At 60.0% G+C, this 25,582-nt stretch carries 25 protein-coding genes; 7 read left to right on the top strand and 18 right to left on the bottom strand.

Going from position 1 to position 25,582, the window contains the following annotated elements; genetic code table 11:
• Positions 1-39 precede the first annotated feature (39 nt).
• Positions 40-915, bottom strand: coding sequence for a chemotaxis protein CheW (locus tag OSC37_RS03760; RefSeq protein WP_267163271.1), 876 nt, complete (start codon positions 913-915; stop codon positions 40-42).
• On the bottom strand, positions 912-1,805 hold the full coding sequence (locus OSC37_RS03755) for a ParA family protein (RefSeq protein ID WP_267163270.1): 894 nt from the start codon (positions 1,803-1,805) through the stop codon (positions 912-914). The genes OSC37_RS03760 and OSC37_RS03755 overlap by 4 nt, the downstream gene beginning before the upstream one ends.
• 140 nt (positions 1,806-1,945) lie before the next feature.
• Between OSC37_RS03755 and OSC37_RS03750 the strand changes: the two genes are divergently transcribed.
• From OSC37_RS03750 to OSC37_RS03735, 4 genes are all read left to right on the top strand, one after another.
• Positions 1,946-2,443: a FlaD/FlaE family flagellar protein gene (locus OSC37_RS03750; RefSeq protein ID WP_267163269.1), complete on the top strand. Its 498-nt coding sequence runs from the start codon at positions 1,946-1,948 to the stop codon at positions 2,441-2,443.
• A gap of 64 nt (positions 2,444-2,507) precedes the next feature.
• Positions 2,508-9,074, top strand: coding sequence for an LAGLIDADG family homing endonuclease (locus tag OSC37_RS03745; RefSeq protein ID WP_267163268.1), 6,567 nt, complete (start codon positions 2,508-2,510; stop codon positions 9,072-9,074).
• A 1-nt stretch (position 9,075) separates the two neighbouring features.
• The gene (locus OSC37_RS03740) at positions 9,076-9,348 is read left to right on the top strand and encodes a DUF7854 family protein (RefSeq protein ID WP_267163267.1); all 273 of its coding nucleotides are present in this window, start codon (positions 9,076-9,078) and stop codon (positions 9,346-9,348) included.
• A 44-nt stretch (positions 9,349-9,392) separates the two neighbouring features.
• Positions 9,393-10,052 carry a CRISPR-associated protein Cas4 gene (locus OSC37_RS03735; protein WP_267163266.1) on the top strand — a complete coding sequence of 220 codons (660 nt, stop codon included), beginning with the start codon at positions 9,393-9,395 and terminating at the stop codon, positions 10,050-10,052.
• A 3-nt stretch (positions 10,053-10,055) separates the two neighbouring features.
• Here the strand turns inward: OSC37_RS03735 and OSC37_RS03730 are convergent, their stop codons facing one another.
• From OSC37_RS03730 to OSC37_RS03720, 3 genes are read right to left on the bottom strand one after another with little or no spacing between them, the layout of a single operon-like run.
• Positions 10,056-10,640: an L-threonylcarbamoyladenylate synthase gene (locus OSC37_RS03730; RefSeq protein ID WP_267163265.1), complete on the bottom strand. Its 585-nt coding sequence runs from the start codon at positions 10,638-10,640 to the stop codon at positions 10,056-10,058.
• A complete protein-coding gene (locus OSC37_RS03725) occupies positions 10,640-11,161 on the bottom strand; it encodes a redoxin domain-containing protein (RefSeq protein ID WP_267163264.1) in 522 nt (173 codons plus the stop codon). The genes OSC37_RS03730 and OSC37_RS03725 overlap by 1 nt, the downstream gene beginning before the upstream one ends.
• A gap of 5 nt (positions 11,162-11,166) precedes the next feature.
• On the bottom strand, positions 11,167-11,475 hold the full coding sequence (locus OSC37_RS03720) for a glutathione S-transferase N-terminal domain-containing protein (RefSeq protein WP_267163263.1): 309 nt from the start codon (positions 11,473-11,475) through the stop codon (positions 11,167-11,169).
• A gap of 119 nt (positions 11,476-11,594) precedes the next feature.
• On the opposite strand from OSC37_RS03720, the gene OSC37_RS03715 reads away from it, so the two are divergent.
• Complete coding sequence (locus tag OSC37_RS03715) at positions 11,595-13,010, top strand: hemolysin family protein (protein ID WP_497007718.1); 1,416 nt, start codon at positions 11,595-11,597, stop codon at positions 13,008-13,010.
• Position 13,011: 1 nt separating this feature from the next.
• Here OSC37_RS03715 and OSC37_RS03710 read toward each other — a convergent pair whose 3' ends face one another.
• Positions 13,012-14,193, bottom strand: coding sequence for an inorganic phosphate transporter (locus OSC37_RS03710; RefSeq protein WP_267163261.1), 1,182 nt, complete (start codon positions 14,191-14,193; stop codon positions 13,012-13,014).
• Positions 14,194-14,297: 104 nt separating this feature from the next.
• On the opposite strand from OSC37_RS03710, the gene OSC37_RS03705 reads away from it, so the two are divergent.
• Positions 14,298-14,810, top strand: coding sequence for a DUF5817 domain-containing protein (locus OSC37_RS03705; RefSeq protein ID WP_267163260.1), 513 nt, complete (start codon positions 14,298-14,300; stop codon positions 14,808-14,810).
• Here the strand turns inward: OSC37_RS03705 and trxA are convergent.
• From trxA to ahaH, 11 genes are all read right to left on the bottom strand, one after another.
• Positions 14,807-15,229, bottom strand: coding sequence for a thioredoxin (gene trxA, locus OSC37_RS03700; RefSeq protein ID WP_267163259.1), 423 nt, complete (start codon positions 15,227-15,229; stop codon positions 14,807-14,809). The genes OSC37_RS03705 and trxA overlap by 4 nt on opposite strands.
• Positions 15,230-15,312: 83 nt before the next feature.
• Positions 15,313-15,996, bottom strand: coding sequence for a V-type ATP synthase subunit D (locus OSC37_RS03695; RefSeq protein ID WP_267163258.1), 684 nt, complete (start codon positions 15,994-15,996; stop codon positions 15,313-15,315).
• Between the two features lie 61 nt (positions 15,997-16,057).
• Entirely contained in the window at positions 16,058-16,255 is a 198-nt protein-coding gene (locus tag OSC37_RS03690; RefSeq protein ID WP_267163257.1) for a hypothetical protein, read from the bottom strand.
• 116 nt (positions 16,256-16,371) lie between these two features.
• Positions 16,372-17,784, bottom strand: coding sequence for a V-type ATP synthase subunit B (locus OSC37_RS03685; protein WP_267163256.1), 1,413 nt, complete (start codon positions 17,782-17,784; stop codon positions 16,372-16,374).
• Between the two features lie 2 nt (positions 17,785-17,786).
• Positions 17,787-19,565, bottom strand: a complete 1,779-nt coding sequence (locus OSC37_RS03680; protein ID WP_267163255.1) for an ATP synthase subunit A — start codon at positions 19,563-19,565, stop codon at positions 17,787-17,789.
• A 1-nt stretch (position 19,566) separates the two neighbouring features.
• Entirely contained in the window at positions 19,567-19,902 is a 336-nt protein-coding gene (locus OSC37_RS03675; protein WP_267163254.1) for a V-type ATP synthase subunit F, read from the bottom strand.
• Positions 19,899-20,960: a V-type ATP synthase subunit C gene (locus tag OSC37_RS03670; RefSeq protein ID WP_267163253.1), complete on the bottom strand. Its 1,062-nt coding sequence runs from the start codon at positions 20,958-20,960 to the stop codon at positions 19,899-19,901. The genes OSC37_RS03675 and OSC37_RS03670 overlap by 4 nt, the downstream gene beginning before the upstream one ends.
• Entirely contained in the window at positions 20,957-21,538 is a 582-nt protein-coding gene (locus tag OSC37_RS03665) for a V-type ATP synthase subunit E (protein ID WP_267163252.1), read from the bottom strand. The genes OSC37_RS03670 and OSC37_RS03665 overlap by 4 nt, the downstream gene beginning before the upstream one ends.
• 18 nt (positions 21,539-21,556) lie before the next feature.
• A complete protein-coding gene (locus OSC37_RS03660) occupies positions 21,557-21,805 on the bottom strand; it encodes an ATP synthase subunit C-like protein (RefSeq protein ID WP_267163251.1) in 249 nt (82 codons plus the stop codon).
• Positions 21,806-21,813: 8 nt separating this feature from the next.
• On the bottom strand, positions 21,814-23,964 hold the full coding sequence (locus tag OSC37_RS03655) for a V-type ATP synthase subunit I (protein WP_267163250.1): 2,151 nt from the start codon (positions 23,962-23,964) through the stop codon (positions 21,814-21,816).
• Between the two features lie 4 nt (positions 23,965-23,968).
• Positions 23,969-24,301 carry an ATP synthase archaeal subunit H gene (gene ahaH / locus OSC37_RS03650; RefSeq protein ID WP_267163249.1) on the bottom strand — a complete coding sequence of 111 codons (333 nt, stop codon included), beginning with the start codon at positions 24,299-24,301 and terminating at the stop codon, positions 23,969-23,971.
• A gap of 136 nt (positions 24,302-24,437) precedes the next feature.
• Between ahaH and OSC37_RS03645 the strand changes: the two genes are divergently transcribed.
• Positions 24,438-25,061, top strand: coding sequence for a methyltransferase domain-containing protein (locus tag OSC37_RS03645; RefSeq protein ID WP_267163248.1), 624 nt, complete (start codon positions 24,438-24,440; stop codon positions 25,059-25,061).
• Between the two features lie 5 nt (positions 25,062-25,066).
• Here OSC37_RS03645 and OSC37_RS03640 read toward each other — a convergent pair whose 3' ends face one another.
• The gene (locus tag OSC37_RS03640; protein ID WP_267163247.1) at positions 25,067-25,525 is read right to left on the bottom strand and encodes a type IV pilin domain-containing protein; all 459 of its coding nucleotides are present in this window, start codon (positions 25,523-25,525) and stop codon (positions 25,067-25,069) included.
• Between the last annotated feature and the right edge of the window lie 57 nt (positions 25,526-25,582).

Raw genomic sequence — 25,582 nt, 5'->3', positions numbered from 1 at the left:
CTGATTGTTCTTGGGGGCGGGGACGCCAAACGGTTACGATTACTCGGCTTCTTCCATCGCCATGCTGGGTTCGGCCCAGATGACGAACTGCTCGTCCTCCTCGCGATCGATGACACCGTTGATGTAGTGTTCCTGTACCGGAGGCTCGTTGACCTCGTCGTCGGTAATCGGCGAGACCTGCCGGACGTCGTCGACGACCCACCCGATGTGTCCCTGGTCCTCGAACGACTCGGAGTCGAAGACGATGATTAGGCCGCCCGGCGACATGTCGTCTTTCTCGATTGTCACCTTGGGGTTGAGTATCGTCGTAATCTGGCCTCGGAGGTCGACGACACCCTCGACGTACTCGGGGGTGTTCGGTACCCGTGTGATGGTCTCCTCTTTGACGATCTCCTCGATGTAGTCGATGTCGAGACAGTAGTACTCGTCGCCGAGCTTGAATTCGAGGACGCGCGTCTCCTCTTCTTGGCTCTCCTCGTCGTCGAGTGCACCCGCAGGGCCGGCGGTGTCAGCGACTTCGTCTGGCGTCGCAGTGTCGGCCGTTGCCTCCGCGGACTCCAGTGCCTCTTCGAGTTCCTCGGTGCCCGGCAGCGGTGCGCTGACATCGTTCTCTTCGTCGGCGTCTTCGGTGTTGGCTGCCTCGGTCGCCGTCGAAGCCTCCGGAACGTTCACATTCGGGGTTGCCGGCTCCTCGTCCGTCTTGTCGGCTGTGTCCATCGCTTCGGATTCCTCGCTTGTTGTGTCTTCGTCTGCTGTCGTAGCTGGCTCATCTCCGTGGCCAGCGGCCTCCTCGTCTGCTGATGCCTCTTCGCTGGTCGACTCTGCTGGTTCGTCGTCTGTCTCTCGGCCGTCGCCTTCGCGCATTTTTCTGATACGTTTCGCCCGGTCAAGTCGCTCATCGTCATTATCACTCATGGTTTCACCTCGGGGCGGTCGAACTGTCTGTCGAGCTCTGCCGCGATCGTCTCGAACACGCCAGCCATATCGATCGACGGGTCGTACTCGAAGACGGAGTTTCCGGCAGAGAATGCCCGCTGAAGTGCGACGCGCTTTCGCACCTCCCAGACGGGCGTCTCCGGATAGACTTCGTTGAGCCACTGGATCATCGTCTCGTCTTCGTTTGTCTGCTCGACGCGATTGGCGACGACACCGACCGTGTTCACGGTCATGTCGGCGTGATCCTCCAGGGCGGCAATCTGTTGCATGAGCAGTTCGATTGCCCGCTCAGAGGTCGCCTCGGTCAGTGCCGGGACGAGAACGTTGCCCGTCGCGAAGATGCTCGCGTCCGTGAGCTTGCCGTAGAATGGTGGCGAGTCTACGATGACGTAGTCGTAGTCGTCTTCGATATGAGACAGTGCCGACGAGAGCACATCAAGCGCGTGTGGCCCGTCGATATCGTCAGCAGTGACATTAAGCGTCAACTCTTCGAGGGCGTCGAGGGCGGCCCCGTTCCCCTGTAGCTTTGCCATTACGTCTGCGAGCGTCAGCTCGTGTTCCGCGTGGAGCAGGTCGATATTCGCCGGAAGAACGTCCATCTCTTCGTGCTCGACGACAAGGTCACCGACGTTTGGTCGCTCGCCGGCGTCGGTGAGTACGTCGAACAACGTCGGTGGCGCGGAGTCGTAGGCCTCCAGCAGACCCAGGCCTTCTGTTGCGTTCCCCTGCGGGTCGACATCCACGAACAAAACGTCCCGACCACGCTGATTCAACGCCCCCGCGACGTTGATTGCGATTGTCGTCTTTCCGGTCCCTCCTTTCGCGTTCGTCACACAGAAACGGGCTGGCCCGGTGTCATCACCTGTCATCGTCTCGTGTTCGAACGGATGTGACCCGCAGTAATAAAAATACGTTTCCCATTTTCATCTCCAAGAAATGCGCCCGGCCGTCAGACGACTGTCTGACCCATCGACAACATTTACAATAGCTCGATACGATACGGTACTTAATGAGCATCAACCCGAGCGACTACGACCTCAACGAGCTCCGGAAGATGGCCCGGGAGCGGGGTGGGGATGCCGGCGACCGTCGAGATGTCGACGAGGCGGATATCGGCCGCTCCGGGGGCCTCGACGCCGGCAGTACGTCCTCCGGCGGCGGGGGAGAGACCTCGTACAGAGCGGGTCTCTACCGCGAACTCCTGCCGCTCGAAGCGACCAACGACGCGACGAAGCCGTATCTCGATGGCCTCCCGGAGCACTACGGAGGTGAAAATCTCGTCTTCGAGTGGCTCGAATTTCTCCTGTTACACGCCGGCTATCAGGGCGCTGTCGAGGCGCTCAACTACTACGAGGCCGTCGGCTGGATCACCGAAGACTGCGAGTCGACGCTCAACGACTACCTGCTCGGGCTCGAAGCCGAAACCTCGTCTGAGGGAACCGCACTCGATATCGACGACCACCTTCTCAGTCTCGTCTACATCGCGAAACTCGCCTCAATGACGTAGTTTTACTTTCAGTCTGGGGTTTGCGAACCTTCTTAGGGGAGCGAGTACAATCACTGTCCAGCAGATGGCACGCGCGGACAACACCGAACTCATCGATACGTTCGAAGAATTTTATCGTAGTTACTACCGCAACGAAATCGGTGAACTGGCACAGAAATACCCCAACGAACAGAAGTCACTGTATATCGACTGGGGAGACCTCTATCGGTTCGACCCGGCGGTCGCCGACGACTTCCGGAACAAGCCAGATCAGCTCCGAGAGTACGCAGAAGAAGCCCTCCGTCTCTATGACCTTCCTGTCGATGTCTCACTCGGGCAGGCCCACGTTCGTGTCACCGGCCTCCCCGACCAGACTGACATCCGCGAGATTCGGGCCGACCATCGCGGGATGCTCATCACAATCCAAGGCATCGTCAGGAAGGCGACCGACGTGCGCCCGAAGATTACGACCGCTGCCTTCGAGTGCCAGCGTTGTGGCACGCTCTCGCGAATTCCCCAGGAGGGCGGCGACTTCCAGGAACCCCACGAGTGTCAGGGCTGTGAGCGTCAGGGACCATTCCGTATCAACTACGACCAGTCGGAGTTCATCGACGCCCAGAAGCTCCGTGTTCAGGAATCCCCCGAGGGTCTCCGGGGCGGCGAGACGCCACAGAGTGTCGACATCGACATCGAGGACGACATCACCGGTCAGGTCACGGCCGGCGACCACGTCAAGGTCACTGGCGTGTTGAAACTCGACCAACAGGGTTCCGAGCGCGAGAAATCCGCCATGTTCGACTTCTACATGGACGGGATGACCGTCGAAATCGAAGACGAGCAGTTCGAGGAGATGGACATCACCGACGAGGACAAAACCGAGATTATCGAGCTCTCGAACGAGCCTGATATCTACGAACAGATGGAGCAGTCCATCGCGCCCTCTATCTACGGCTACGAGAAAGAAAAGCGGGCGATGATTTTCCAGCTCTTCTCCGGAGTCACCAAACACCTCCCGGACGGGTCGCGCACGCGCGGAGACCTTCATATGCTCCTTATCGGAGACCCCGGTACCGGGAAGTGTATGTCTGGAGATGAAGATATCTGGTTAGCCGATGGCTCCCGGGTGAAGATTGGAGAGTTCGTCGAAAATCACCTCGATGACCCGGTCGAAATCGACGACGGCTACTATTCGGAGATAGATGTCGCTGTCCCTTCGTTGCGTGAGGATGGGACAATTGCTGAGCGAAACGCAACAAAAGTCTGGAAGCGTGAAGCTCCCGAGAAGATGTATCGCGTTCGTACTGCGCGAGGACGGGAGCTCGAAGTGACGCCATCTCACCCGCTATTTGTTCAAAACGGCGGGCAGTTCACCGCCGAACGGGCTGACGAACTCAATCAGGGGGATTTCGTCGCAACACCGGAAGACGTTCCAGCCGGGTCAGACGCCACCCTCGACATCGAGTATCGTTCTTCGAAGGCGAACACCGATGTCGTCCCGGCTGTTGGTGAGCTTCTCCGACACGTTCGCAGCTCGCTTTGCCTGACCCAGTCAGACTGTGGTCTACCACGGTCAACATACCAGCACTACGAGCGCGGTGACCGGAATCCGAGCCGCCAGAGCCTCGCTACGGTGATTAAATCCTTCGAGCAGCGAATCGAATGGTTACAGCAGGCACGGGAACGCGTCGGGGACGGCGATTGGAGCGCGCTTGAATCTGTTCGAGAAGAACTCAATATCTCACAGCAGGCCTTGGCCGACGGGATGGATGTCACACAGGGCGCGATTAGTTACTACGAACGTAACGATGTTGCTCCCGATGGGGGTCAGGTAGAGGGTGCGAAGGCCGCGGTCACGAGAAAAATCGACGAGGCTCTCTCGGTTACGGAAACGGTTGAGCGGCTTCGAAGACTCGCTGAGGCAGATGTCAGATGGGACGCTATCGAATTAATCGAGACAGTCGAACCTGGGTACGACTGGGTTTACGACCTCGAAGTGGCAGGAACCCACAACTACGTATCGAATGGAATTGTGTCGCACAATTCTGCCATGCTTCAGTACGTCAAAAACATCGCTCCCCGCTCGGTGTACACCTCCGGAAAAGGAAGTTCGTCAGCGGGGCTGACCGCGGCTGCGGTGCGCGACGACTTCGGTGATGGGCAGCAGTGGACGCTCGAAGCCGGCGCGCTCGTCCTTGCAGACCAGGGCATTGCGGCCGTGGACGAACTTGATAAGATGCGATGTGTGACCGGCGAGACTCTTGTGCACACTGCAGACGGCGTGTGTCCGATTCGGGAACTCGCATTCGAGGCAGGAGAAGACGACATCGAGGTCTACGAAAACGGACGCACGTACCGAGACGTAGATGCCACAGTCTGGACGATGACCGACGACGGGCGACTGACGACCCGCGACGTGACTGCAGTCCACGAGTACGAGGCCCCGGACGAACTCCGAGAGGTTACACTCGAATCGGGTGAACGACTCACGACAACGGCAGACCACCCGTTTTTCGTGCTCGAAGACGGAACTCGGGTTGAGCGAGCGGCCGACGAACTCGACACTGGCGACTGGGTGTACGTTCCGAGAGAGATGCCCCAGGCAGCGTCGGACGGTGGGACGATGGCCGCTGCTGGCACGGACCAACCCGAACTCGCCGAGCCAGGTATTACACCTGCACACGGCGCAGTGATGGGGTACATTGCGGGAGACGGGAATATATACAGCGGCAGTGAACAGGGATACGGAATCCGGTTCACGAACAAAGAAGAGCAGCTGCTGGCGGACTTCGAGCAGGCGTGTCGTCGAGCCTTCGACAGCGAACCCGTGCGACCACCTAGTGAGCAACGGGACGACGGCGTCGAGACGGTCCATCTCTGGGGGAAGGATATTGTCGACGAACTCGTCGAGGCGGGATTATCCCTCGAAACCTACGAGGGCAAATCTGTCCCGGACGCAGTAGCACGAGGAGAAAGACACACGAAAGCGGCGTTTGTTCGTGCTCTCGGTGACTCGGAGGGGACTGTCGATGGCCGGAGTGTGAGAATCACGTCTGCGAGCTACAAGCTGTTAATGGGAACGAAGATGCTGCTGTCAGAGTTCGGCGTGACGAGTCAGATTCAGACGGATGTCCGCGAGGGCAAACGGGATCTCCATATTCTGGCAATCACTGCAGCAGAGTCTCTCTCTGCGTTCAATCGACACATTGGCTTCACCCTCGAACGGAAGCAGCGGGCACTAGAGAAGGCGTGCGATACGGTCTCCGGCGACAGGACGATACTCGATGTACTTCCTGACTGTGGTGACCGATTCCGGCAGGCTCGTCAGTCGCTCCGACTCTACCAGTCCGAGTGTGGGCTCACCGACGAGACGTACTGTGACTTCGAAAACGGGAACGCGAACTTCTCGATATCGAAAGCAATCCAGGTGTTGGACTGCTTCGAGACGCGCCGCGACCAGGCACAGGCGGATGGTCAGGTCCTTTCAGCGGATGCCTCGTGGCATGTCCTCGAACGGCTGAAGGAGATTTATCACGTCTCACAGGCGGAACTGGCGGAAGGAACGTCCTACTCACAGCCACACATCTCCCGCGAATGGCGACAAAGTGAGAGTCTTCGACAAACGGTTTGCACGCAACTCGGCAAAATCCTACGGCATGTTTCGGAGGCCGACCTTTCGGAGCTTCGCGAACTCGTTCGCGGCGATGTCAAGTGGCGACGCGTCTCGTCGGTGAAACGAGCCGAGGCGACGACCGACGACGCGAAGATTCGGCCGTTGAAACGACAGCTCTCTGAACACCTCAGCGTACCGGAGGAGGATGCCGAGCAACGGGCGACCCAGGTGCTCGATACGCCTGTGACGGTCGATTCGCTTTCGGGTCTCCGGGATGAACTTGAACGCCATAGCATCTCACAGCGACACCTCGCATCTCGGCTCGATGTCGATCAGTCGACGGTGTCGAGATGGCTCGGCGGCGATGTCGTGTGTCCCTCGGCCGAACAGGTTCTCGATGCCGGACGCTCACTCATCACGGAGCGACGAAAAACACTGCAGGAGATTCTGTCAGAACTATCTGAACGCCGGAAGCCGAAGGTGTTCGACCTGACCGTCGAAGGGACGCATAATTTTGTCGCTAATTCGATGGTCGTTCACAACTCAGAAGACCAGAGCGCAATGCACGAAGCGCTAGAACAGCAGTCCTACCACCCGGAGACGGAGGTATTGCTGTCCGACGGACGACGGGTCTCGATTGGCGAGTTCGTCGACGAGCACATGGAAGAGAATCCTGGCAGTGTCGTCGACGGTATCGACTGTGAGATTCTGCCAGTCGACGACGTTGGCGTTCATACTGTTGACCTGGAAACGAACACGACGAAAAAAACGGATATCGACAGGGTGAGTCGTCACGAAGCACCCTCCGAATTCATCCGTATCGAGTTCTCGAACGGACGGGAGGTGACCGTTACGCCCGAACACCCGATGTTCGTCGCCAGCGACGGTGAACAGCGGCCGTTCGGTAACGCAGGCAACAAAACAGTCGAGGCGAGAAACGTCGAGGAGGGGACGTTCGTCCCGGCACCACGAAAGCTCCCGAACTCTGCAGCAGCAGTGGAACTCTCTTCTGAAAGTCACATCGGGAAAGAGAAAGATGTCAGGCTACCGGAAACGCTGTCATCGGAACTCGGCGAAATCCTCGGATTTCTGACCGCAGAGGGACACTCCTACGCTGGCTCGGCACACGAAATCGGCTTTTCGAATCAAGACGAACGGCTCCTCAATCGTATGGATCGGCTTATGAATTCAGTGTTCGGAATGGAAAGCACGGACACCACAAATGCGGCCGGGACCGTCACCAAACGGTGGGTGTCGACGAAGCTCTATCGCTGGTTCGAGTCGAATTTTCCGGAGATCATGGAGACAGCCCGCAAAAAGCGGATACCCTCGGCGGTTCTCGGAGCCTCGGAAGAGATTATCCGCCGGTTCCTGGTTGGTGCATTCGCGGGGGACGGAGGCGTCGAAAGCGAGGCAATGGCGTTCTCGACCGCATCTGATGGGCTGGCGCGCGATTATGCTGACGCCCTGTCGAAAATCGGCGTCGCCTCACGGATTCACCACGATACGGCCGAGGACTCCTGGAAGACGTACGTGATGGGCGATTCGACAGCGCGATTCGTCGAGAACGTCGTCGAACCCGCTGACGAACGACACGAGAAAGCGACTACCTTCGCCGAGCGAAGCAACGAGACGCCACGCCATCACGACGTCCTCCCCACGGGTGCAGCGCGTGAACTGCGCGAACTGCGGCGGGTGCTCGGTCTCTCTCTCACCGGCAAGTACCGACCAAATCTGGATAACGGATACGGCGTACAGATAGAAACGGTCGAACAGGAACTTGACAGGCTGCGCGAGCGACTGCGGGCTGTGCGGACAGCGCTTGACGATGCGGAGACGCTGGGAGAGGTACGTTCGGCGATAGGCTGGTCGGGGCGACAGCTCGCCGATCGACTCGACGACGTGACGACGAGTTCAATCCACTACGCCGAAGAGGGAGGATACGACGTTGAACGTCGACAGACGCTAGCCCGTCGCGCTCGTCAGGCGGTCCGTGACGCACTTGCGACAGCCGACAACAGGATTGGTTCACTCGCTGAACAGACGGAACTGCGGTATTACCGCGTAACGAACGTCGAAACCGTTCCCAACGAGGGGGAACACAGGTGTGAGTGGGTCTACGACGTGACCGTCGAGCCGACGAACACGTTCGTCAGTCAGGGCGTCGTACTGCACAACTCTATCAGCGTGAGCAAGGCCGGCATCAACGCCACGCTCAAATCCAGATGCTCGTTGCTCGGTGCGGCCAACCCCACGTACGGCCGCTTCGACCAGTACGAACCAATTGGCGAGCAGATAGACCTCGACCCGCCGCTCATCTCGCGGTTCGACCTCATCTTCACCGTCACCGACGACCCTAACGAGGAGAAAGACGCGGAGCTTGCCGAACACATCCTCAAGACCAACTACGCCGGTGAGTTGAACACCCACCGCGAGCACATGAGCAGCTCCGATTACACCGAAGAGGAGGTGGAAAATGTCACGGATGACGTTGCGCCGACAATCGACGCGGAACTCCTCCGTAAGTACGTCGCCTACGCAAAACGGACCTGTTATCCGACGATGACCGAGGAGGCAAAGAGCCAGATTCAGGAGTTCTATGTCCAGCTGCGGTCCCGGGGAGCAGACGAGGATGCCCCCGTCCCGGTCACAGCCCGGAAGCTGGAGGCGCTGGTCCGTCTCGCCGAGGCAAGCGCACGAGTGCGGCTCTCGGACACCGTCGAGGTCGAAGACGCCGAGCGTGCCACTGCTATCGCCCGGTACTGTCTCGAAGAAATCGGCATGGACCCCGAGACAGGAGAATTCGACGCCGATGTCATCGAGACAGGGACCTCCAAGAGCCAGCGCGACCGTATCAAGAACATCAAACACCTCATCTCGACAATCGAAGACGAGTACGACGAGGGTGCACCTGTCGACGTGATAATCGAACGCGCCGAGGAGGAAGGCATCGAGACGAGCAAGGCCGAACACGAAATCGAGAAACTCAAACAGAAAGGTGAGGTCTACGAGCCGCGAACGAACCACCTCCGAACGACCTGATATGGACCGAATCTCGACGCTTCGCAACATCGAGGGCGCACTCACCCGCTACGAGGAGGACGAACTCTCCTTACCGGAGCTCGAACGCGAAGTCCGTGGTGTGTTGCGAACCTACGCGACCGATTTTCAGCCCGAGGCTGCCACGTACCGTGCCAGCGGGAACGCCACTGTTGACGGCCTCGTTGTCGTTGCAACGTCACGGCAGGAGGCCCGTGAGACCATCTCGGAGCTCGTCGAGGAGGCCGGTACGTTCCAGGTCGAGCCGGTCGAGTGAGCGCCTGCCCGAGATTTATACCAGAACACGGGACCACGTTCGCTATGCACGCGTTCCGAGAGGTCGAAACTGCTGCATACTGCCCCCGCAAACTCTACTATCGCTTGCGAGACACCGAAGACGAGGAGACGCCCGAACAGGTGAAAAAGCGGCGCGAACTCGCCTTCGAGTACGACCGCCTGCTCTCGGTCGAGGGCGCGCTGGCAGACGAGCCGGTTGCGGTCACACCGACACAGTACCGCGCCAATCTCGGCTGTGCGCGGGCGAGCATCGACTACTGGGACGAACTCGTCGATCCTACGAGCCGTGACGTGTTCCTCCGGGGCCGAGACTGTTATGGGGTGGTACACAAGATTCTGGAGACGGAGCCGCCGACGCCGTCGCTCGTCTTCGGGGGCCAACCACCCGAACAAGGCATCTGGGAGCCACAGAGTGTTCGACTGGTCGCCGCCGCGAAGGCACTCTCCTGGGAACGGGAGTTATCAGTCGACCGTGCTGTCGCCGAGTACCCGGGGTACGGTGTCGTTCGCGAAATCGACATCGACGCGCGACGGACGGCCGCATATCGAAGCGCACAGCGCACAGCATCGGCAATCGATGGACCGCCGGCAAAAACGAAAAACCGGTCGAAATGTGGGACGTGTGACTACCGAGACCAGTGCGGCGTCAACACGCGCTCGCTCAGGAGCCTGCTTGGGCGATGAGTGCTAGTCGAGCCACGCCTCGACTGCGGCCGCGTTGGCGCCTCGGCGGTGTATCTCACCTGCGGACACGTCGACGACTGTCGACCCGCCGCCGGGTGTCTCACCGCCGTCGAGGACGACAGCAGCAGTCTCTCGCACCTGTTCGCCAACTTCACTCACCCGACGGGCGCTTCCGTTTCCACTGACGTTTGCACTCGTCGCGGTAATCGGTCCGGCACGGCTTGCCAGGTCCCGTGAGAGGTCATGGTCTGGGATTCGAACGCCAACCCTGTCGCGACCAGCAGTCAGCACATCGGGAACTGTTGGCCTGCGTTCGACCACCAGCGTCACCGGCCCAGGGAGAAACTCCGCGGCGAAGCGCCTCTCCCGTTCGGTCAAGTGAACGTACTCCGCGGCCGTTTCGATGTCTGGAACGGCCATCGACACCGGCTTCGAGCGGTCGCGCCCCTTCGTCTCGAAGACACGCTCGACTGCCGTCGGATTCAGTGCGTCCGCGGCCAGTCCGTAGACCGTCTCGGTCGGGTAGACCACGACATCACCAGCCGCTATCGCGCTGGCAGCGGCTTGCCGCTTGTCGTCTGGAATCATCACGCCAGTTCGGTGTCGATTACGTCTTCGAGGTCGTCGTAGTCGGGGAATGCTGGCCACTCCTCTGCGACCCAACTGTAGCTGATCGTCCCGTCCCCGTCGATGAGGAAGGTGGCTGGCCGGGGCTCGCTTACACCTTCCATGCCGTCGAGGCTGTACTCGATGCCGTACGAGCGGGCAACCTCGCTTTTCGGGTCCGAAAACAGCCGGAACTCCGTGTCGGCGAGTCCCTGTTCTTTGATGAAAGATTTGTGCTCGTAGGGCGACGATATCGAGAGTCCGACCACGGTCAGGTCATACGCCCCGAAGTTCCGGTCCTGGAGTTCGCTCCAGAGGTACGTCGCGGGGAACGCGCCGTCCATCGAGTGAAAGACGAGCAACACAGGCCCGTCGTCGAGCAGCGCTGACAACGATGTGTCCTCCCAATACTCGTCGTTGACGAGCGGTCGGGTGAAATCTGGCGCTTTCTCTCCGGCTGTCGGATGGTCTGACTCCGGCAGCTCGACAACGTCGAACTCCATCGTCACTAGGCACCCCCGTCAGATACTGCGCGCTGGGTCGCTCCGCCCTCCGCGAGTGGACCCTCGTCGCCGTAGGTCCGTTCGAGGTAGTCGACAATATTAGCACTCTCTGCCATCGTCACGCCGGTGTTCTCGTCGACGATAACCGGCACCGTTCGGACCCCGGTCAACCGTTTGACGACGTTCCGTTCTGAGTGGAGTGGTTCGACAAACCGTGACTGGTAGTCGAGTCCCAGTTCCGATAGCACGCGGACGACCCGTTCGCAGTACGGACACGCCTGGAGTCGGTAGAGCGTGATTGCCTGTTGGCTCATATTCTACGTTACGATTGTTAGTTGCCTAAACCCTTCGCACGCGACGAAAAATCGACTCACTCGGCTACGACGATAAGACTTAATCCCCGCGCCTGTCAACTTCTGGGTCGATGGATAGCCTGTCTCCGCTTGAACCCCCCGACACGGTCGTCCAAACTGTCTTCGACACCACCCGAGTGCTTGAATATTCATTACAGTCTGTCGAGGCCTTCGGTCTCGAAATCCCGGACCTGTACTTTGCTGGTCTCGGCGTCCTGGTCCTCATCGTCTTACTTGCCCTCTCTGGGTTCTTCTCGTCGTCAGAAATCGCGATGTTCGCCTTTCCCGACCATCGAATCGAAACGATGGTTGAGGAGAAACGGCGTGGGTCCGAGTCACTCAGCAACCTGAAGTCCGACCCGCACCGTCTGCTGGTGACGATTCTCGTCGGGAACAACCTGGTCAACATCGCCATGTCGTCGATTGCGACGGGGATACTCGGCTACTTCCTCGCGAGCCAGAGCCTCGCTGTCCTCGTCTCGACGTTCGGTATCACGGCGCTCGTCTTGCTCTTTGGCGAGAGCGCACCCAAGTCCTACGCCATCGACAACACTGAATCCTGGGCGCTTCGGACGGCTCCACTGCTCAAACTCGCCGAGTACGTCCTCCTCCCACTGGTCGTTCTCTTCGACTATCTTACGCGGCTGGTGAACAAACTCACCGGTGGGCAGTCGGCTATCGAAGAAGGGTACGTCACGCGCGATGAGATACGCGAAATCATCGAAACTGGCGAACGCGAGGGCGTTCTCGACGAAGAGGAGCGCCAAATGCTCCAGCGGACGCTCCGGTTCAATCGAACCATCGTCAAGGAGGTGATGACGCCGCGTCTCGACATGACCGCTGTCGCAAAAAGCGCGAGCATCGACGAGGCGATAGAGACCTGTATCCAGAGTGGTCACGAACGACTCCCAGTCTACGACGGCGAGCTCGACAACGTCATCGGCGTTGTCCACATCAGCGAACTCGTCCGAAACCGCCACTACAGCGGAACCGACGACATCGGGCTGGAGGATATCGTCGACCCGACGCTTCACGTTCCGGAGTCGAAAAACGTCGACGACCTCCTCCAAGAGATGCGCGACAACCGCATCAACATGGTCATCGTCATCGACGAGTTCGGAACGACTGAGGGGCTGGCGACGATGGAGGACCTCATCGAGGAGATTGTCGGGGAGATACTCGAAGGCGGCGAGGAACAGCCAATCGAGATTGTCGACGACGATACCGCGGTCGTCAAAGGTGAGGTCAACATCGACGAAGTCAACGATGCACTCGACATCCTGCTTCCGGAAGGCGAGGAGTTCGAGACTATTGCGGGCTTCGTGTTCAACAGGGCCGGTCGCCTCGTCGAACAGGGAGAGAGCATCGAGTACGACGGCCTCGAGATTCTCGTCGAACAGGTCGAGAACACGCGGATTCTGAAGGCACGCATCACCGGTCTCGACGAGTACGAGCAACCAGACCGCGAGCCTGGCAAGGAAGAGCAGGAACTGTAGGTCAGACCAGCGTCGTCAGAGAGAACAAGGCGTAGCCGAGCCCGAGTGCCCCGGCAAGCGAAGCCACCCAGGCGAAGACGGTGTATCCGATTTTGCTCGCACTCACCTCGCCCGTCCCATCGCGGGCCGCAAACCCGCTACCGATAATCGCCGAGACGATAATCTGGTTGAACGAGACGGGAATTCCAAAGAACACTGCGGTCTGTGCCAGTGCGAACGACGGGATGAGCGCGGCAATCGAGCGGTTCGGTCCCAGCGCCGCGTAGTCCTGTGAGATTGCCTTAATCATCCGCGGCGCGCCGGTCCACGAGCCCACCAGCAGACCGAACCCGCCACCGACGAGCACCAGCGTCAGTGGAATATCGAAGTCACCAAGCAGCGGGACGAGTGGACCCAGCGCCAGGCCGACCTGGCTTCCACCCGCCGAGAAGGCGACCAGCCCACCCAGCGCGAGCAGGAACTGCCGCTGTGCCCGGTCTGGGTCACGCCTGACCTGATACGACAGCAGGCCCCAGACCGCGACAGCCAACAGGAGAACAGCCACGGCGTAGGTGAGTGTGCCGCCACCGAACCGACTGCTCAAGGCGTCAGCGAACGAACCCTGTTGGCTTCCCGGGGCAAAGAACACGAATTGAATGTTTGCGAGAACCACGCCGATGACGCCACCGAGGGCTGGAATTGCGGTTGATTCGGCCACGCTGTCGGCCCGCAATAGCCTGGCAACGGCGTACGCGACGCCACCGCCAATAAACGGCGTTCCGATCCAGAGGGCGGCGATCTCGGTGTATTTCCCCCACGCAGGGTCACCACCCATTGCCATCCCGACACCGACGACAGCGCCGGTGACGGTGAATGCTGTCGCAATCGGGTAGCCAGTGAAGATTCCAACAGCGACGAGCGCGGCGGCAAGCAACAGTGCAATCGTCGCGGCCACCGCAGAGAGTTCGACGCCGCCGACAAGCTCGGTTCCGACTGCTTCGGTGACGTTCGCTCCCTGAAGCGTTGCTCCCAGCAGACCGAGAATACCGACGAGAAAGCCGGCCCGCATCACCGAGATAGCGTTCGCGCCGACCGCCGGCGCGAACGGCGTCGAGCCTGATGAGCCGGCGCCGATAGCCCACGCCATGAACAAGCTCGCTACCCCTGACACCGCAAGCGTCACTAACCCACCGGTTGCGACCATCTACCGACCACTATATTACGGAGTGGCAAGAGGGTGCTGGTTGGCGAAGCGGACTGCCTCTTCGGTCGACCCATTTATACCTCCACCCGCAACTACAGACAGGTATGTACGCCGTCGTTGGCTGTGATGACTGCAGTGCGCTCTGGATTGTCGACGGTGACCCCGAGACGACCCAGTGTCCGCGGTGTGGACGGACACGCGGTCACGACAAGCGCCGCAAATTCGTGACCACCGAGGACGAGGACCACGCACGCGAGGTCCGCTCGTCGATGCTGGCGACGCGACAGGGCTACGGCGACGCGTTCGCAGAACTGGATTCGTTCGACGAGCTCGAAGACCGACTCGAAGACAGCGGCGTCGACGACGAAACGTATCTGGCGGAGTCTGGCCTCGACGTCGACGCGATACAGGAGGCCGACGCCGACACCTCGGAGACACAGAGCCGCGACGAAATCGTTCGCGAAGCCGTCGAGACGCTCGACAGACCGTCAGCTGAGGAGGTTGTTGCGTACGCGAGCGACAGGGGCGTCCCTGAGTCCTACACCGAGCGCGCACTGACGAAACTTGTCAGGGCTGGTGAGGCCTCCGAGAGTCGAGGAGAGTACCGGCTTCTCTAGCTGTACTGGCGAATCAGCTTCTCGAGTGTCGCCCGGTCCTGTGCACCGACGAGCTGCTCGACGGGCTCACCGTCGACGTACAGAATCAGCGTCGGCACACTTTGAACACCGAGCTGTCCGGCGAGCGTCTGATGAGCGTCGATGTCGACCTTGGCAACGAGAGCCGGTGTCTCCGCGGCCAGTGCCTCGATTGTCGGCTCCATCATCTGACAGGGTCCACACCAGTCTGCATAACAATCGACCAGCACTGGCGACGTGGAACTGATGAGTTCGTCGAGATGGTCACGACCCCTGACTGCAACCGGGCTGTCAGCGTCATCTGTCGCTTGGTTGTCGGTGTCGTTGCTGTGCTGTTCGCGCAGCTCTTGGCGTTTTTGCTCGCGAATCCGCTCCAGTTTGTCGTCTGTCGCGTCGCTCATCGGTTGTGTGTTCCAGAGCAACCAGCTTCAATCTAATTCGGTTGTGTATAAAATTGTCACTGCCGTAGAATCGCCTGTCGCTCTTACTGGACGGCGATTTGTTCGGCCTCGTCTTCGGCTGCTTCCTCCTCCTCCTTTGCTTCCTGTTCTTTCTTGTCTTTGATCTTCTTCAGGCGGAAGATCTCCTCGCGCTCTTGCTCTTCGAGTTTCTGCTCGATGTACTCCTGGTTCTCTCGCAGCTCCGGCAACAGCTTGAACTCCAGGGCGTTGACGCGGCGCTTGGTCGTCTCGATTTCGTCGAGCATCTTTTTCATCGCCGTCTCAACCTCGGCCGCGAGGATGATAGATTCGAGCAGTTCCTCGTAGGCTTCGGCAGCCTCATCGATGCGAGCACTCGTGCCCAGCACACCGTACCCGCGCTCCTGGAGGTCTTTCTGGACCTTGCTCGACTCTATCTGTGGGACGACCACACCCATGATATTTTTCGACTGGGTCGTAATTTCGGGGTGTTCTTTGAGTGCGGACGCGGCACCCCGAACCGCGACATCGCCTTCCATTGCACGGGCCATATCGATAGCGCGCTGTGCCTCCTGGTAATCCGCTTCCATTCCCGACCGAACATCCTGTGCCTGGTCGAGAATCTCCTGGAACTCCATGATGAGGCCGTCACGCTTTTTCTCCAGCGTGTCGTGCCCACGCTCGGATAGCTCGATGCGCTCTTCGATCTCCATGAGGTTCTTCCGCGTGGGTTTGACGTCCTTGGCCATTTGACCCCAGATTATGTACCGAGCCAGTTAACCGTTTTCAGTTCGCCCGCACCTGTTGTCCCTATTCGCCGCTTGCCTGTCGGCTGTAGTAGAGCTGTGACACCCAGTAGACGAACGCGCCGAGTAACAACAGGTCGAACAACCGCTGTGTCGGGCCGCCCTCGGTCGTGAAGCCGTAGGCCCAGAGGGCTAACAGCGCGACCATCAACACGGCAAAGCCGTTTCTGGCGGCCCGCATTACCGGGTCCGTCTCGTTCATTTGGGCACAGTACCTTGCGCTCGTACTTAGAACCAGGCTTCGCCTCCTCTCACAAACCGGTCGGTGTCCGTCGTGTCTCACCAGAGTCGAACAGATAAACGACAGCCCGTCGAGAATCAGTCGGCGGCGACTTCTTCAGCTTCGCTCTCTTCGTAGTACTCGCCGATGAGGTCCTCGTCGATTCGGCTGAGGACATCCTTGGGGAGCATCGAGAGGAGGTCCCAGCCGATATCCAGCGTCGATTCGATGTTGCGGTTTGTCCCGAAGCCCTGCTCGATGAACTCGTCCTCGAAGCGGTCGGCGAAGTCGAGGTACTTGTTGTCGAGGTCAGAGAGAGCCTCGCGACCGACGATGTTCACGAGGTCACGCTTGTCTTCGCCCTCTGCGTAGGCTGCGTACAGCTGGTCAGAGACATCGCCGTGGTCCTCACGGGTGAGTCCCTCGCCGATACCGTCGTCCATCAGCCGTGAGAGGCTGGGCAGGACGTTGACCGGCGGCTTCACGCCTTGGGAGTTCAGGTCGGGGTCGACAATGATCTGCCCCTCGGTGATGTAGCCAGTCAGGTCCGGAATCGGGTGGGTGATGTCGTTGCTGGGCATCGTCAGGATGGGAATCTGCGTAATCGACCCCTCCTGGCCTTTGATACGACCGGCCCGCTCGTAGATTTGGGCCAGGTCGGTGTACATGTATCCGGGGTAGCCACGGCGGCCCGGCACCTCTTCGCGTGCCGCGCCAATCTCGCGCAGGGCCTCACAGTAGTTGGTCATATCCGTCAGGATGACCAGCACGTGATAGTCCTTGTCGAAGGCGAGGTACTCTGCCGTGGTAAGCGCCAGCCGAGGCGTGACCGTCCGCTCGACTGCGGGGTCGTCTGCGAGGTTCATGAAGACGACCGACCGCTCCAGCGCACCGGTGCGCTCGAAGTCGTCCATGAACTCGTTTGCCTCCTCCTGGGTGATTCCCATCGCGCCGAAGATGACTGCGAACTCGGAGTCGTCTTCGCCGTCGCCTTCCGCTTCCTCGGGCACTGTTGCCTGCCGGGCAATCTGGAGTGCGAGGTCGTTGTGGGGAAGCCCCGACGAGGAGAAGATGGGGAGCTTCTGTCCCCGGACGAGCGTGTTCATGCCGTCGATGGCGGACACACCGGTCTGGATGAACTCCTCGGGGTACTCCCGCGAGAATGGGTTGATTGCTGCGCCGACGATGTCCCGTCGCTCTTCGGGGACGATGTCGGGGCCGTCATCGATGGGACGGCCCGATCCGTCGAGAACGCGACCGAGGAGGTCCTCGGTCACAGGCATCTTCAGGGTCTCGCCGATGAACCGGACCGACGCGTTGCGGTCGATACCATCTGTCCCCTCGAACACCTGGATGGAGACGAGCCCGTCGCTCGTTTCCAGTACCTGTCCGCGCTTTGTTTCGCCGCTGGGCGTCTCGATTTCGACGATCTCGTCGTAGCCGACCGGCTCGTCGACCTCTGCGAAGACCAGCGGACCGCTGATTTCGGTGATTGTCTTGTACTCTTTCATTGTTAGTACAGCTCCCGGAGTTGTGCCGCGATGTCGTCTTCGATTTCGGAGACGAACTCCTCAACGTCGTCGTCCGGCGTCGTTCCGATACGGTTCAGGCGTGGCGGTGCATCGATGTCCTGAATCTCCTCCACGGGAACGCCAGCGTCGAGCGCCTCGAAGGCCTCGTCGCTGAACGTCTTGATACCCTCCAGAATACGGAAGGTCTTCTCTGGCGGCGAGTACCGGTCGACGTCGTGGAGTGCGTTCTGCTGGAGGTACGCCTCACGGATGTACCGGGCAACCTCCAGGGTGAGCTGCTGGTCCTCCGGCAGCGCGTCCTTACCGACGAGCTGGACAATCTCCTGTAGTTCGTCCTCTTCGTCGAGTGTGTCGATTGCCCACTGACGGGTGGTCGACCAGTTTTCGTTGACGTTCTCCTCGAACCACGCGTCGAGCTGGTCCCGGTACAGCGAGTACGAATCGTTCCAGTTGATAGCCGGGAAGTGCCGACGCTCGGCAAGGTCCGAGTCGAGCGCCCAGAACGCCTTGACGATACGCAGCGTGTTCTGGGTGACCGGCTCGGAGAAGTCGCCGCCGGGCGGTGAGACGGCACCGATTGCCGTCACCGACCCTTCGTTGCCGTTGATGGTCTCGTAGTAGCCGGCGCGCTCGTAGAACTCGGCGAGACGAGCGGCCAGGTACGCAGGGTACCCTTCCTCGCCGGGCATCTCCTCCAGCCGGGAGGAGATTTCACGCATCGCCTCTGCCCACCGCGAGGTAGAGTCGGCCATCAGCGCAACGTCGTAGCCCATGTCGCGGTAGTACTCTCCGATGGTGATGCCCGTGTAGATACAGGACTCACGGGCAGCGACGGGCATGTTCGACGTGTTGGCGATGAGGCAGGTCCGGGCCATCAGTGGGTTCCCGGTCTGTGGGTCCGGTAGCTCGGGGAAGTCGTCGATGACCTCGGTCATCTCGTTGCCGCGCTCGCCACAGCCGATGTAGACGACAATGTCGGCGTCTGCGAACTTCGCCAGAGACTGCTGGGTGACGGTCTTTCCGGAGCCGAACGGTCCCGGAATTGCCGCCGTTCCACCTTTTGCGATGGGGAACAGCCCATCGAGGATGCGCTGGCCGCTGATGAGCGGCTTCGTCGGCGTGTACTTCTCTGCGGCCGGGCGCTGTTTGCGGACCGGCCACTCCTGGCGCATCGAAATCTCGGCGCCGGTGTCGAGCTCGGCAATCGTCTCCTCGACGGTGAAGTTGCCGCTTTCGACTGAGACAATCTCCGCGGTCTCGCCCTCCTCGAGGGCGTCCGGGGGAACCATGACCTTGTGGTCGATGCTCTCGGTTTCGGGCACCGTCCCGACCACGTCGCCACGGCTCACTTCGTCACCCTCCTCGACGGTCGGCGTGAACTCCCAGGTCTTCTCCAGGTCGATGCCAGGAGAGTCGACGCCGCGGTCGAGGAAGGCAGACCCCATCTTGTCTTCGAGGACATCCAGCGGTCGCTGCACACCGTCGTAGATGGTGTCCAGCACACCAGGTCCAAGGTCGACTGACAGGGGTGCACCCGTCGATTCGACCGGCTGACCCGGGGAGACGCCGGAGGTCTCCTCGTAGACCTGGATGGTCGTGATGTTCCCTTCGATCTCGATAACTTCGCCCATCAGCCCCTCGTGACCGACGTAGACAACGTCGTTCATCCGCGCGTCGAGGTCGACCGCAGTCACGACGGGGCCGCTTACGCTCTCGATGACGCCGTCTTCACGGACGTCCGAATCTGTTGCTTGACTCATGTTAGTCTTCGTCCTCCATCAGGTCGATACCGATTGCTCGTTTGATCTGCTCGCGCAGATTGCCGCTCCCTGCACCGCCCCCGAGCGTGATAACGACCGGCTCGACGCTGTTCTCGACGTCCTCGCGCACCTCTCGCGAGAGGTGTTCGAGGTCGTCGTCGTGCATGACGACGATGCCGACCTCGTTGTCGGCCATCGTCTCTGCGACAGCGTCGTCGAGCTCCTCGGATTTCTCGTCGTCGGGGACGTTCGCAAACTTCCGTACGCCAGCCAGCCGGAAGCCGGTTGTGAACTCTGGGCTCCCGACAACGGCGATTTCCTGGCTTCCCGCGCTCATGTTACCACCAGCTCGTCTTCGATCTCCTCGGGCGAGAGGCCGACCTCTCGACCCCGGGCGATTGCCCGGATATTCTCTATCTCGCGCTCCTTTGCAAGGATGTACGAGAGCGCAGAGCAGATTGAGACCGGATACGTGTACGAGAGGGTGTCCGAGTACTCGAGCAGTGCTGCATCGAGTGCGTGCTCGAACTGAATGAGGCTCTCGGCTTCATCCAGGTCGCTGAGCGCACTCGACAGCTCGTCGCCGTACGTGCTCTCGCGGATGTAGTCGACGAACTCGTCGAAGTTCCCGACGAGTCCTCGCAGCTCACCCGACTCGAACAGCTTGCCGCCCTCGATGTAGTACTCGCCCGGGTCGAGGTCGGTCCCGGTCCGGGACAGCCGCAGTGCGTTGCGGATGTTCCGGAAGTCAATTTCGGCCTGGAGCACGTCCAGATACAGGCCAGCCGGCGTGTTCCGGTCGACTATCGTCGTGTCGATGCCGTCGAGGAGGTGCTCGTAGAATGTCTTGTCGATCGCGTTCTCTAGAGGCACCAACACGTCCCGTTCCTCGAATTCCTCGTAGGCGGCATCGAGCCCCTCTGCAAATATCGTCTCCGAAAGGAGTTCGACAACTTCCTCGACGGAGCCTGCTGCGGCCATCTGGTCCAGCAGTCCGTCGTCGAACTCACCGGCACGGATGTAATCCGTCGATATCTCTTCGGCGTCCGATCCGGAGTAGACGCCACGGATAGCAGTCTTTGCGTTCCAGGCGTCGAACTTCCGGAGGTAGTTTGCAACCCGCGTGTACAGCGTTCCTTCAGCCCAGTCGAGCAACTGGTCGAAGTGCTTCGCCAGGTTCTCGTTGAGGGCGTACTCGATGAGGTCAACGCCTCGGTGTCGCGCACCGAGGGCGTTCATCTCGGACTCGTACTCGGTCTCTTCCATGTAGCGAGCGATTTCGCCGGCCCCCATCCGGACGAGCTTTCGGTAATCTTCCTCGTCGAAAAGCGCCGCTCTGCGTGCCCTAACGCGGGAGTTGACGTACTCCGGATTCGAGGTACCTGCCTGGCTCATTGCTCGAAGAGCATATCACTTATTTCGCGGAGGTTGTCCTCCCAAACCTCCTCGAGAATCGAGTCGAACGTGTTCTTGATGCGGACACGCGACTCGGTACTTTCGACAACGACACCACCGAGGCAGTCGAATTCGCCCGCGAATTCGAAGCCGTCGTACTCCGCAAGCAGCGACTCAAGCAGTTCCTGGTCCTCAGCTCGGCCGTAGACCTTGACGGTCGCACCGTCGTCAATCTCGGCTGCAGCTGCATCCAGCAGGGCTTCGGTCAGCTCTCGTCGCTCGTCGTCGGCCAGGTCCACGACCTCTGCCTCCACGTCGTCTCGGACCGACTGGAGAACATCACGACGGGCTTCGAGCCGACTCTGTTTGGCCTCCAGCTTGGCGCTTGACATCCGCTGTTCTCGCTCCTGTTCTATCTGGCTCTCCGCGTCGTCCAGAATCTCCGCGCGGATCTCTTCGGCGTCGGCTTCGGCCGCTTCGAGTATCTCGTTGGCCTCCGTATCGGCCTCGTCGCGGATCTCTTCCGCACGCGCGCGGGCTTGCTCTCTAATGTCTTCTACGACGGTATCCAGAGTCATAGGTTTGGTAGGGAGGCGTTACACCACGAAGATGGCGACGAACGCGATAATGATGAGCGTCTCCGGAAGCGCCGTCAGAATCAGGCCCGGAACAAGGTTGTCACCGTCTTCGGCGACGGCACCCACTGCGGCGGACCCGATGCCCCGCTGTGCATACCCCGTTGCGAGTGCTGCCAGGCCGACCGAAAGTGCGGCCGCGGCTTCCTTGGTCAGTGCAGGTGACGATGACAGTACAGCGTTCGACAGGTCAGGTAGTGTTTCGAACATGGTTTTGATTAGTTGTCAGTAGTGTATTCTCTGTCGTAACCGAACGGTTGGTAGTTCTTTCCACCGCCTTCATAAAACTTCTCAAAGAACTCGAAGTACTCCAGCCTGATGGCCTGTATAGCCGCTGTGCCACCGATTGCCAAGACGACGATATGGCCGAGAATCAGGACTGGCAGTCCGAGCAACGCACCTTCGAGTCCCAGCTGGAGCGGCCCGAGTGTCATCTCCGTTCCCATGTTGGCGATACCGCCGAAGACGACTTCGGCTTCCTCGCCGTGGGGTTCGTACCCGGGCTCGTAGTCGTACATGTAGTGGAAGCCCTCTTCGTCGTTGTAGGCACCCCAGTACAGGAGGTTCACAGCTAGGGCCATTCCGGCCTTCGCCAGCAACACCGCAGTCAGCCGGGTGTACGACAGCGTGTGGGTAAACGGCGCGACTGCCTCGACGACCTCGAACCACGGGCCGGTGAGGAGAATCCCAACGCCAAGGAGGAACGCGACGATACCTACCAAGCCGACGATTGACGGGAAGCCAGCGAACCCGAGTTCAAACGGGCTCCCGTTGAGCGCCGCCTCGCTCCCGACGATGAATTCCGGCTTACTGCCGTCAAAGAGCTTACTGAAGATGAATACCCAGATGCCGTTCAGCATCAACAGCCACGAACCGGTCTCGACGACCGCCTCTTTGGCACTGTGGAGCTGAATCTCCTCGATAAAGCTGAGGATGTATCCGACGTTGAGGTGAACCCAGCCGGCGAGAACTGCGACGACGAGCCAGGCTTTGGCCCACATTACATCGGAGATGCCCTTCTCGATTGGCGGGTGTGCACCGAACCACTCGAAGAAGTGTAATCCGAGTATCTCACCGTACAGGACGCCAAAGATTGCCGCGAAGACACCGAGCCAGGCGACAATCTTCCCGAAGTCCACCAGTCCCTGTGACTCGAACTTCGCGACGACGCCGTAGCCAATCGTGGCGTAAAGGATCCCATACCCGATGTCTCCGATCATGAACCCAAAGAACAACGGGAAGGTCAGGAATATCGCAATCGTCGGGTCGAACTCCGAGTACTTCGGCCTGTTGACGGCTTTCACGAGAAGCTCGAACGGACCAATGATGTTCGGATTCCGCTGGATGACGGGCGGCTCGTCGTCGACGGTCACGACACCGCCGTCGGTGCCGCCGTCGGTCGCGACCTCCTGTCCGCCGTCTGCCGCTGTCTCCTCGTGGTGGGCTGTATGCCCGCTGCTTGTGTACGCGGCACGCTCGATTTCTTCAATTTCGAGGCGGTCGCCCACCGCCTGGTCGAGTTCGGAGACGAATGCCTCGTATTTCTCTGTCGGCACCCATCCCTCGACGACGAACGACCGTTTGGTCGTCGCAAACCGAAGTGGTGCTTCGTACTTCTGTGCGTCGACCGAGAGCTTCTCCTCCAAGGCGAGCAGGAAGCTGCCGTGTTCGAGGCGAAGCTCTTCGATCTCACTCTCCGTCCGTTCGAGTTTCGTCGCGATCTGTTCGTGTTCGCGTTCGAGCTCTGCGACGTTCGACGCAGGGTCACCCGAGGCCTCTGGCACCTCGTAGGCTGTGAAGGGAACACCGACAATCGCGTCCTCGAGTGCGCCCTCTGCCTGCTCGCGTGCGAAGACTGCAACGCTTTTGTCGCCGCTGAAGATCTCGTAGGCGTCGATATCATCGCTCTCTGCGAGGGTGGCATCGATAGCCCCGGCGTCACCCTCTCCGACACGGACGCTCAGAGAGTCGTATCCCCACAGGAGGTCGAGATCCAGGCCGAGGTCGGCGAATAGCTCCGTCTGGTCGAGTTGCTCTTGGATTTCGCGCTGTCTGCCCCGAAGCTCGTCGCGTCTGTCATCGAGCTTGTTGATCTCGGTCCGGATCTCCTCAAGTTTCTCCTCGGCGTTGTCGAGGCTGGCGGCTGCCGTCGAGCCAACCTCATCTCCAGAGATATCGAGCGTACTCTCGATTGCTCGCACGGTCACGAGCATGCTCGACGTTTCGTCGGCCCCTTCGAGGGAGTCGCCGGGCTCGAACCCGTCCCAGGTACCATCGTAATCCGTGATGTGGACAAGGTGCAGGTCGTGCATCGTCTCGATGACCTCGTCCATGACGGACTTAGCGCCGGTCACCGAGACTTTCGACATCTTCTCAGGTCTGAGCATGCACCGCCTCCGTGAACAGCTCGACCGTGTGTTCGATCACCTCTTCGACGTGCTCGTCGGCTTTTTCTTCCAACTGGTCGCGTTCTTTCTCGCCTGTTGCAATAATCTCATCGCGCTCGGCTTCGATCTCTTCTCTGGCCGTTTCGATTCGCTGCTCGGCCTCCTCTTTTGCCTCCTCTCTGGCCTCTTCGCGAATCGCCTCGGCCCGCTCTCGCGCCTCATCGATGCGCTCGCGGGCTTCGGCTTCGGCCTCCTCAATTATCTCGTCGGCCTCTGCTTCGGACTCCTTGATTTGTCGTAACACCTCTTGGTTGGGCATTCCTCAATCGTCTGGGTCTAGCAAGAATGCCTATTTGGTAGTTGCGGAATTGATTTCCCGTGTTATCGCCCCGCATGCCGGAATAATGTCACTTAAATCCGCCAGATTATTGACGACCCGCACCAACTAACAACCGATGGGTATTCTCGAAGACAAAGGGCGAGCTCGGCTGTTCTACCGGTACCTCTCGCAGGTCTACGACCGCATCAATCCCTTCATCTGGAACGAGGCGATGCGCGACGAGGCAATCGAGATGCTCGACATCCAGCCCAACGATTCGGTGCTCGATGTCGGCTGTGGGACCGGCTTTGCGACTGAAGGGCTCATCCAGCAAACGGACGAGGTCTACGGTCTCGACCAGAGCCCACACCAACTCGAAAAGGCCTACCAGAAGTTCGGCAAACGCGGGCCTGTCCGGTTTCACCTGGGTGACGCCGAGCGACTCCCGTTTGCAGACGACCGGTTCGACATCGTCTGGTCGTCGGGCTCAATCGAGTACTGGCCGAATCCGGTCACGGCTCTCAGAGAACTCCGCCGGGTCGGCAAGCCCGGTGGCAAGGTTCTCGTCGTCGGGCCGGACTACCCGAACTCGACGCTGTTTCAGAAGGCTGCTGACGCAATCATGCTCTTCTATGACGAGGCCGAGGCAGACCGGATGTTCCGGGAGGCTGGCTTCGAGCAGTTCGGACATACGGTACAGCAGGCTTCTTCGAACAGTCCGCGGGCGATTACCACGCTCGCACACGTTCCCGAAACGTAGCTATCTCACGTTGCTGTCGTCGATACGTCGAGTATTGTCGTGTTCCGATGCAATACAGTTACTGAAACCGTCGACCCGCGTGTCATCTCCGGTGAGTTTGTCGACGCAACCCTGAGGGTTGCCTGTTCTCCCGCACTGAACTGGTTCGAACTCGCGCTGTTGAAAGGCCCGTTCGGTCCGGCACGGAACCCCGTTGCCGCAAAAAACGGGACTGGCGGCTGATGTTCAAGAGGGTCACCGTCGACCGACACACGCCAGGTGAGGCCTGATACATCGAGTGTGTCTCCCCCACGATGGACGAACTCGATTCGGTTCGTGGAGGCGTCGGCGCTCACCTCCAGCGATGCGGTCGGCCCTGGAACTGATGGGTCAACGGCAGCAACCCCGAGCAGTGTTGCTGACAGCAACACAGTCACACCAAGCAGCGTAACAACGCCAACGACGGGACTCACCGCCCGTGACATACGCGCTGTTGGTACCTCTTTCGTACTTGAATGTCGGTCCGTGTACGAGTCACGGTG

Origin of the sequence: Halovenus salina (assembly GCF_026410925.1) — an archaeon.
In the GTDB taxonomy this organism is placed as follows: domain Archaea; phylum Halobacteriota; class Halobacteria; order Halobacteriales; family Haloarculaceae; genus Halovenus; species Halovenus salina.
Note: the sequence above shows the minus strand (reverse complement) of the source record. Positions and strands in the feature narration are given on the sequence as shown.

Coding starts and splice junctions, on each gene's coding strand:
- OSC37_RS03675 (WP_267163254.1), bottom strand. CDS start 19,902: ATGAGCGCGGGAAGCCAGGAAATCGCCGTTGTCGGGAGCCCAGAGTTC.
- OSC37_RS03755 (WP_267163270.1), bottom strand. CDS start 1,805: ATGACAGGTGATGACACCGGGCCAGCCCGTTTCTGTGTGACGAACGCG.
- OSC37_RS03695 (WP_267163258.1), bottom strand. CDS start 15,996: ATGGCCAAGGACGTCAAACCCACGCGGAAGAACCTCATGGAGATCGAA.
- OSC37_RS03685 (WP_267163256.1), bottom strand. CDS start 17,784: ATGAAAGAGTACAAGACAATCACCGAAATCAGCGGTCCGCTGGTCTTC.
- OSC37_RS03705 (WP_267163260.1), top strand. CDS start 14,298: ATGTACGCCGTCGTTGGCTGTGATGACTGCAGTGCGCTCTGGATTGTC.
- OSC37_RS03665 (WP_267163252.1), bottom strand. CDS start 21,538: ATGACTCTGGATACCGTCGTAGAAGACATTAGAGAGCAAGCCCGCGCG.
- OSC37_RS03730 (WP_267163265.1), bottom strand. CDS start 10,640: ATGATTCCAGACGACAAGCGGCAAGCCGCTGCCAGCGCGATAGCGGCT.
- OSC37_RS03640 (WP_267163247.1), bottom strand. CDS start 25,525: ATGTCACGGGCGGTGAGTCCCGTCGTTGGCGTTGTTACGCTGCTTGGT.
- OSC37_RS03660 (WP_267163251.1), bottom strand. CDS start 21,805: ATGTTCGAAACACTACCTGACCTGTCGAACGCTGTACTGTCATCGTCA.
- OSC37_RS03645 (WP_267163248.1), top strand. CDS start 24,438: ATGGGTATTCTCGAAGACAAAGGGCGAGCTCGGCTGTTCTACCGGTAC.
- OSC37_RS03690 (WP_267163257.1), bottom strand. CDS start 16,255: ATGAACGAGACGGACCCGGTAATGCGGGCCGCCAGAAACGGCTTTGCC.
- OSC37_RS03680 (WP_267163255.1), bottom strand. CDS start 19,565: ATGAGTCAAGCAACAGATTCGGACGTCCGTGAAGACGGCGTCATCGAG.
- OSC37_RS03745 (WP_267163268.1), top strand. CDS start 2,508: ATGGCACGCGCGGACAACACCGAACTCATCGATACGTTCGAAGAATTT.
- OSC37_RS03720 (WP_267163263.1), bottom strand. CDS start 11,475: ATGAGCCAACAGGCAATCACGCTCTACCGACTCCAGGCGTGTCCGTAC.
- OSC37_RS03735 (WP_267163266.1), top strand. CDS start 9,393: ATGCACGCGTTCCGAGAGGTCGAAACTGCTGCATACTGCCCCCGCAAA.
- OSC37_RS03725 (WP_267163264.1), bottom strand. CDS start 11,161: ATGGAGTTCGACGTTGTCGAGCTGCCGGAGTCAGACCATCCGACAGCC.
- OSC37_RS03750 (WP_267163269.1), top strand. CDS start 1,946: ATGAGCATCAACCCGAGCGACTACGACCTCAACGAGCTCCGGAAGATG.
- OSC37_RS03760 (WP_267163271.1), bottom strand. CDS start 915: ATGAGTGATAATGACGATGAGCGACTTGACCGGGCGAAACGTATCAGA.
- OSC37_RS03740 (WP_267163267.1), top strand. CDS start 9,076: ATGGACCGAATCTCGACGCTTCGCAACATCGAGGGCGCACTCACCCGC.
- OSC37_RS03670 (WP_267163253.1), bottom strand. CDS start 20,960: ATGAGCCAGGCAGGTACCTCGAATCCGGAGTACGTCAACTCCCGCGTT.
- ahaH (WP_267163249.1), bottom strand. CDS start 24,301: ATGCCCAACCAAGAGGTGTTACGACAAATCAAGGAGTCCGAAGCAGAG.
- OSC37_RS03655 (WP_267163250.1), bottom strand. CDS start 23,964: ATGTCGAAAGTCTCGGTGACCGGCGCTAAGTCCGTCATGGACGAGGTC.
- trxA (WP_267163259.1), bottom strand. CDS start 15,229: ATGAGCGACGCGACAGACGACAAACTGGAGCGGATTCGCGAGCAAAAA.
- OSC37_RS03710 (WP_267163261.1), bottom strand. CDS start 14,193: ATGGTCGCAACCGGTGGGTTAGTGACGCTTGCGGTGTCAGGGGTAGCG.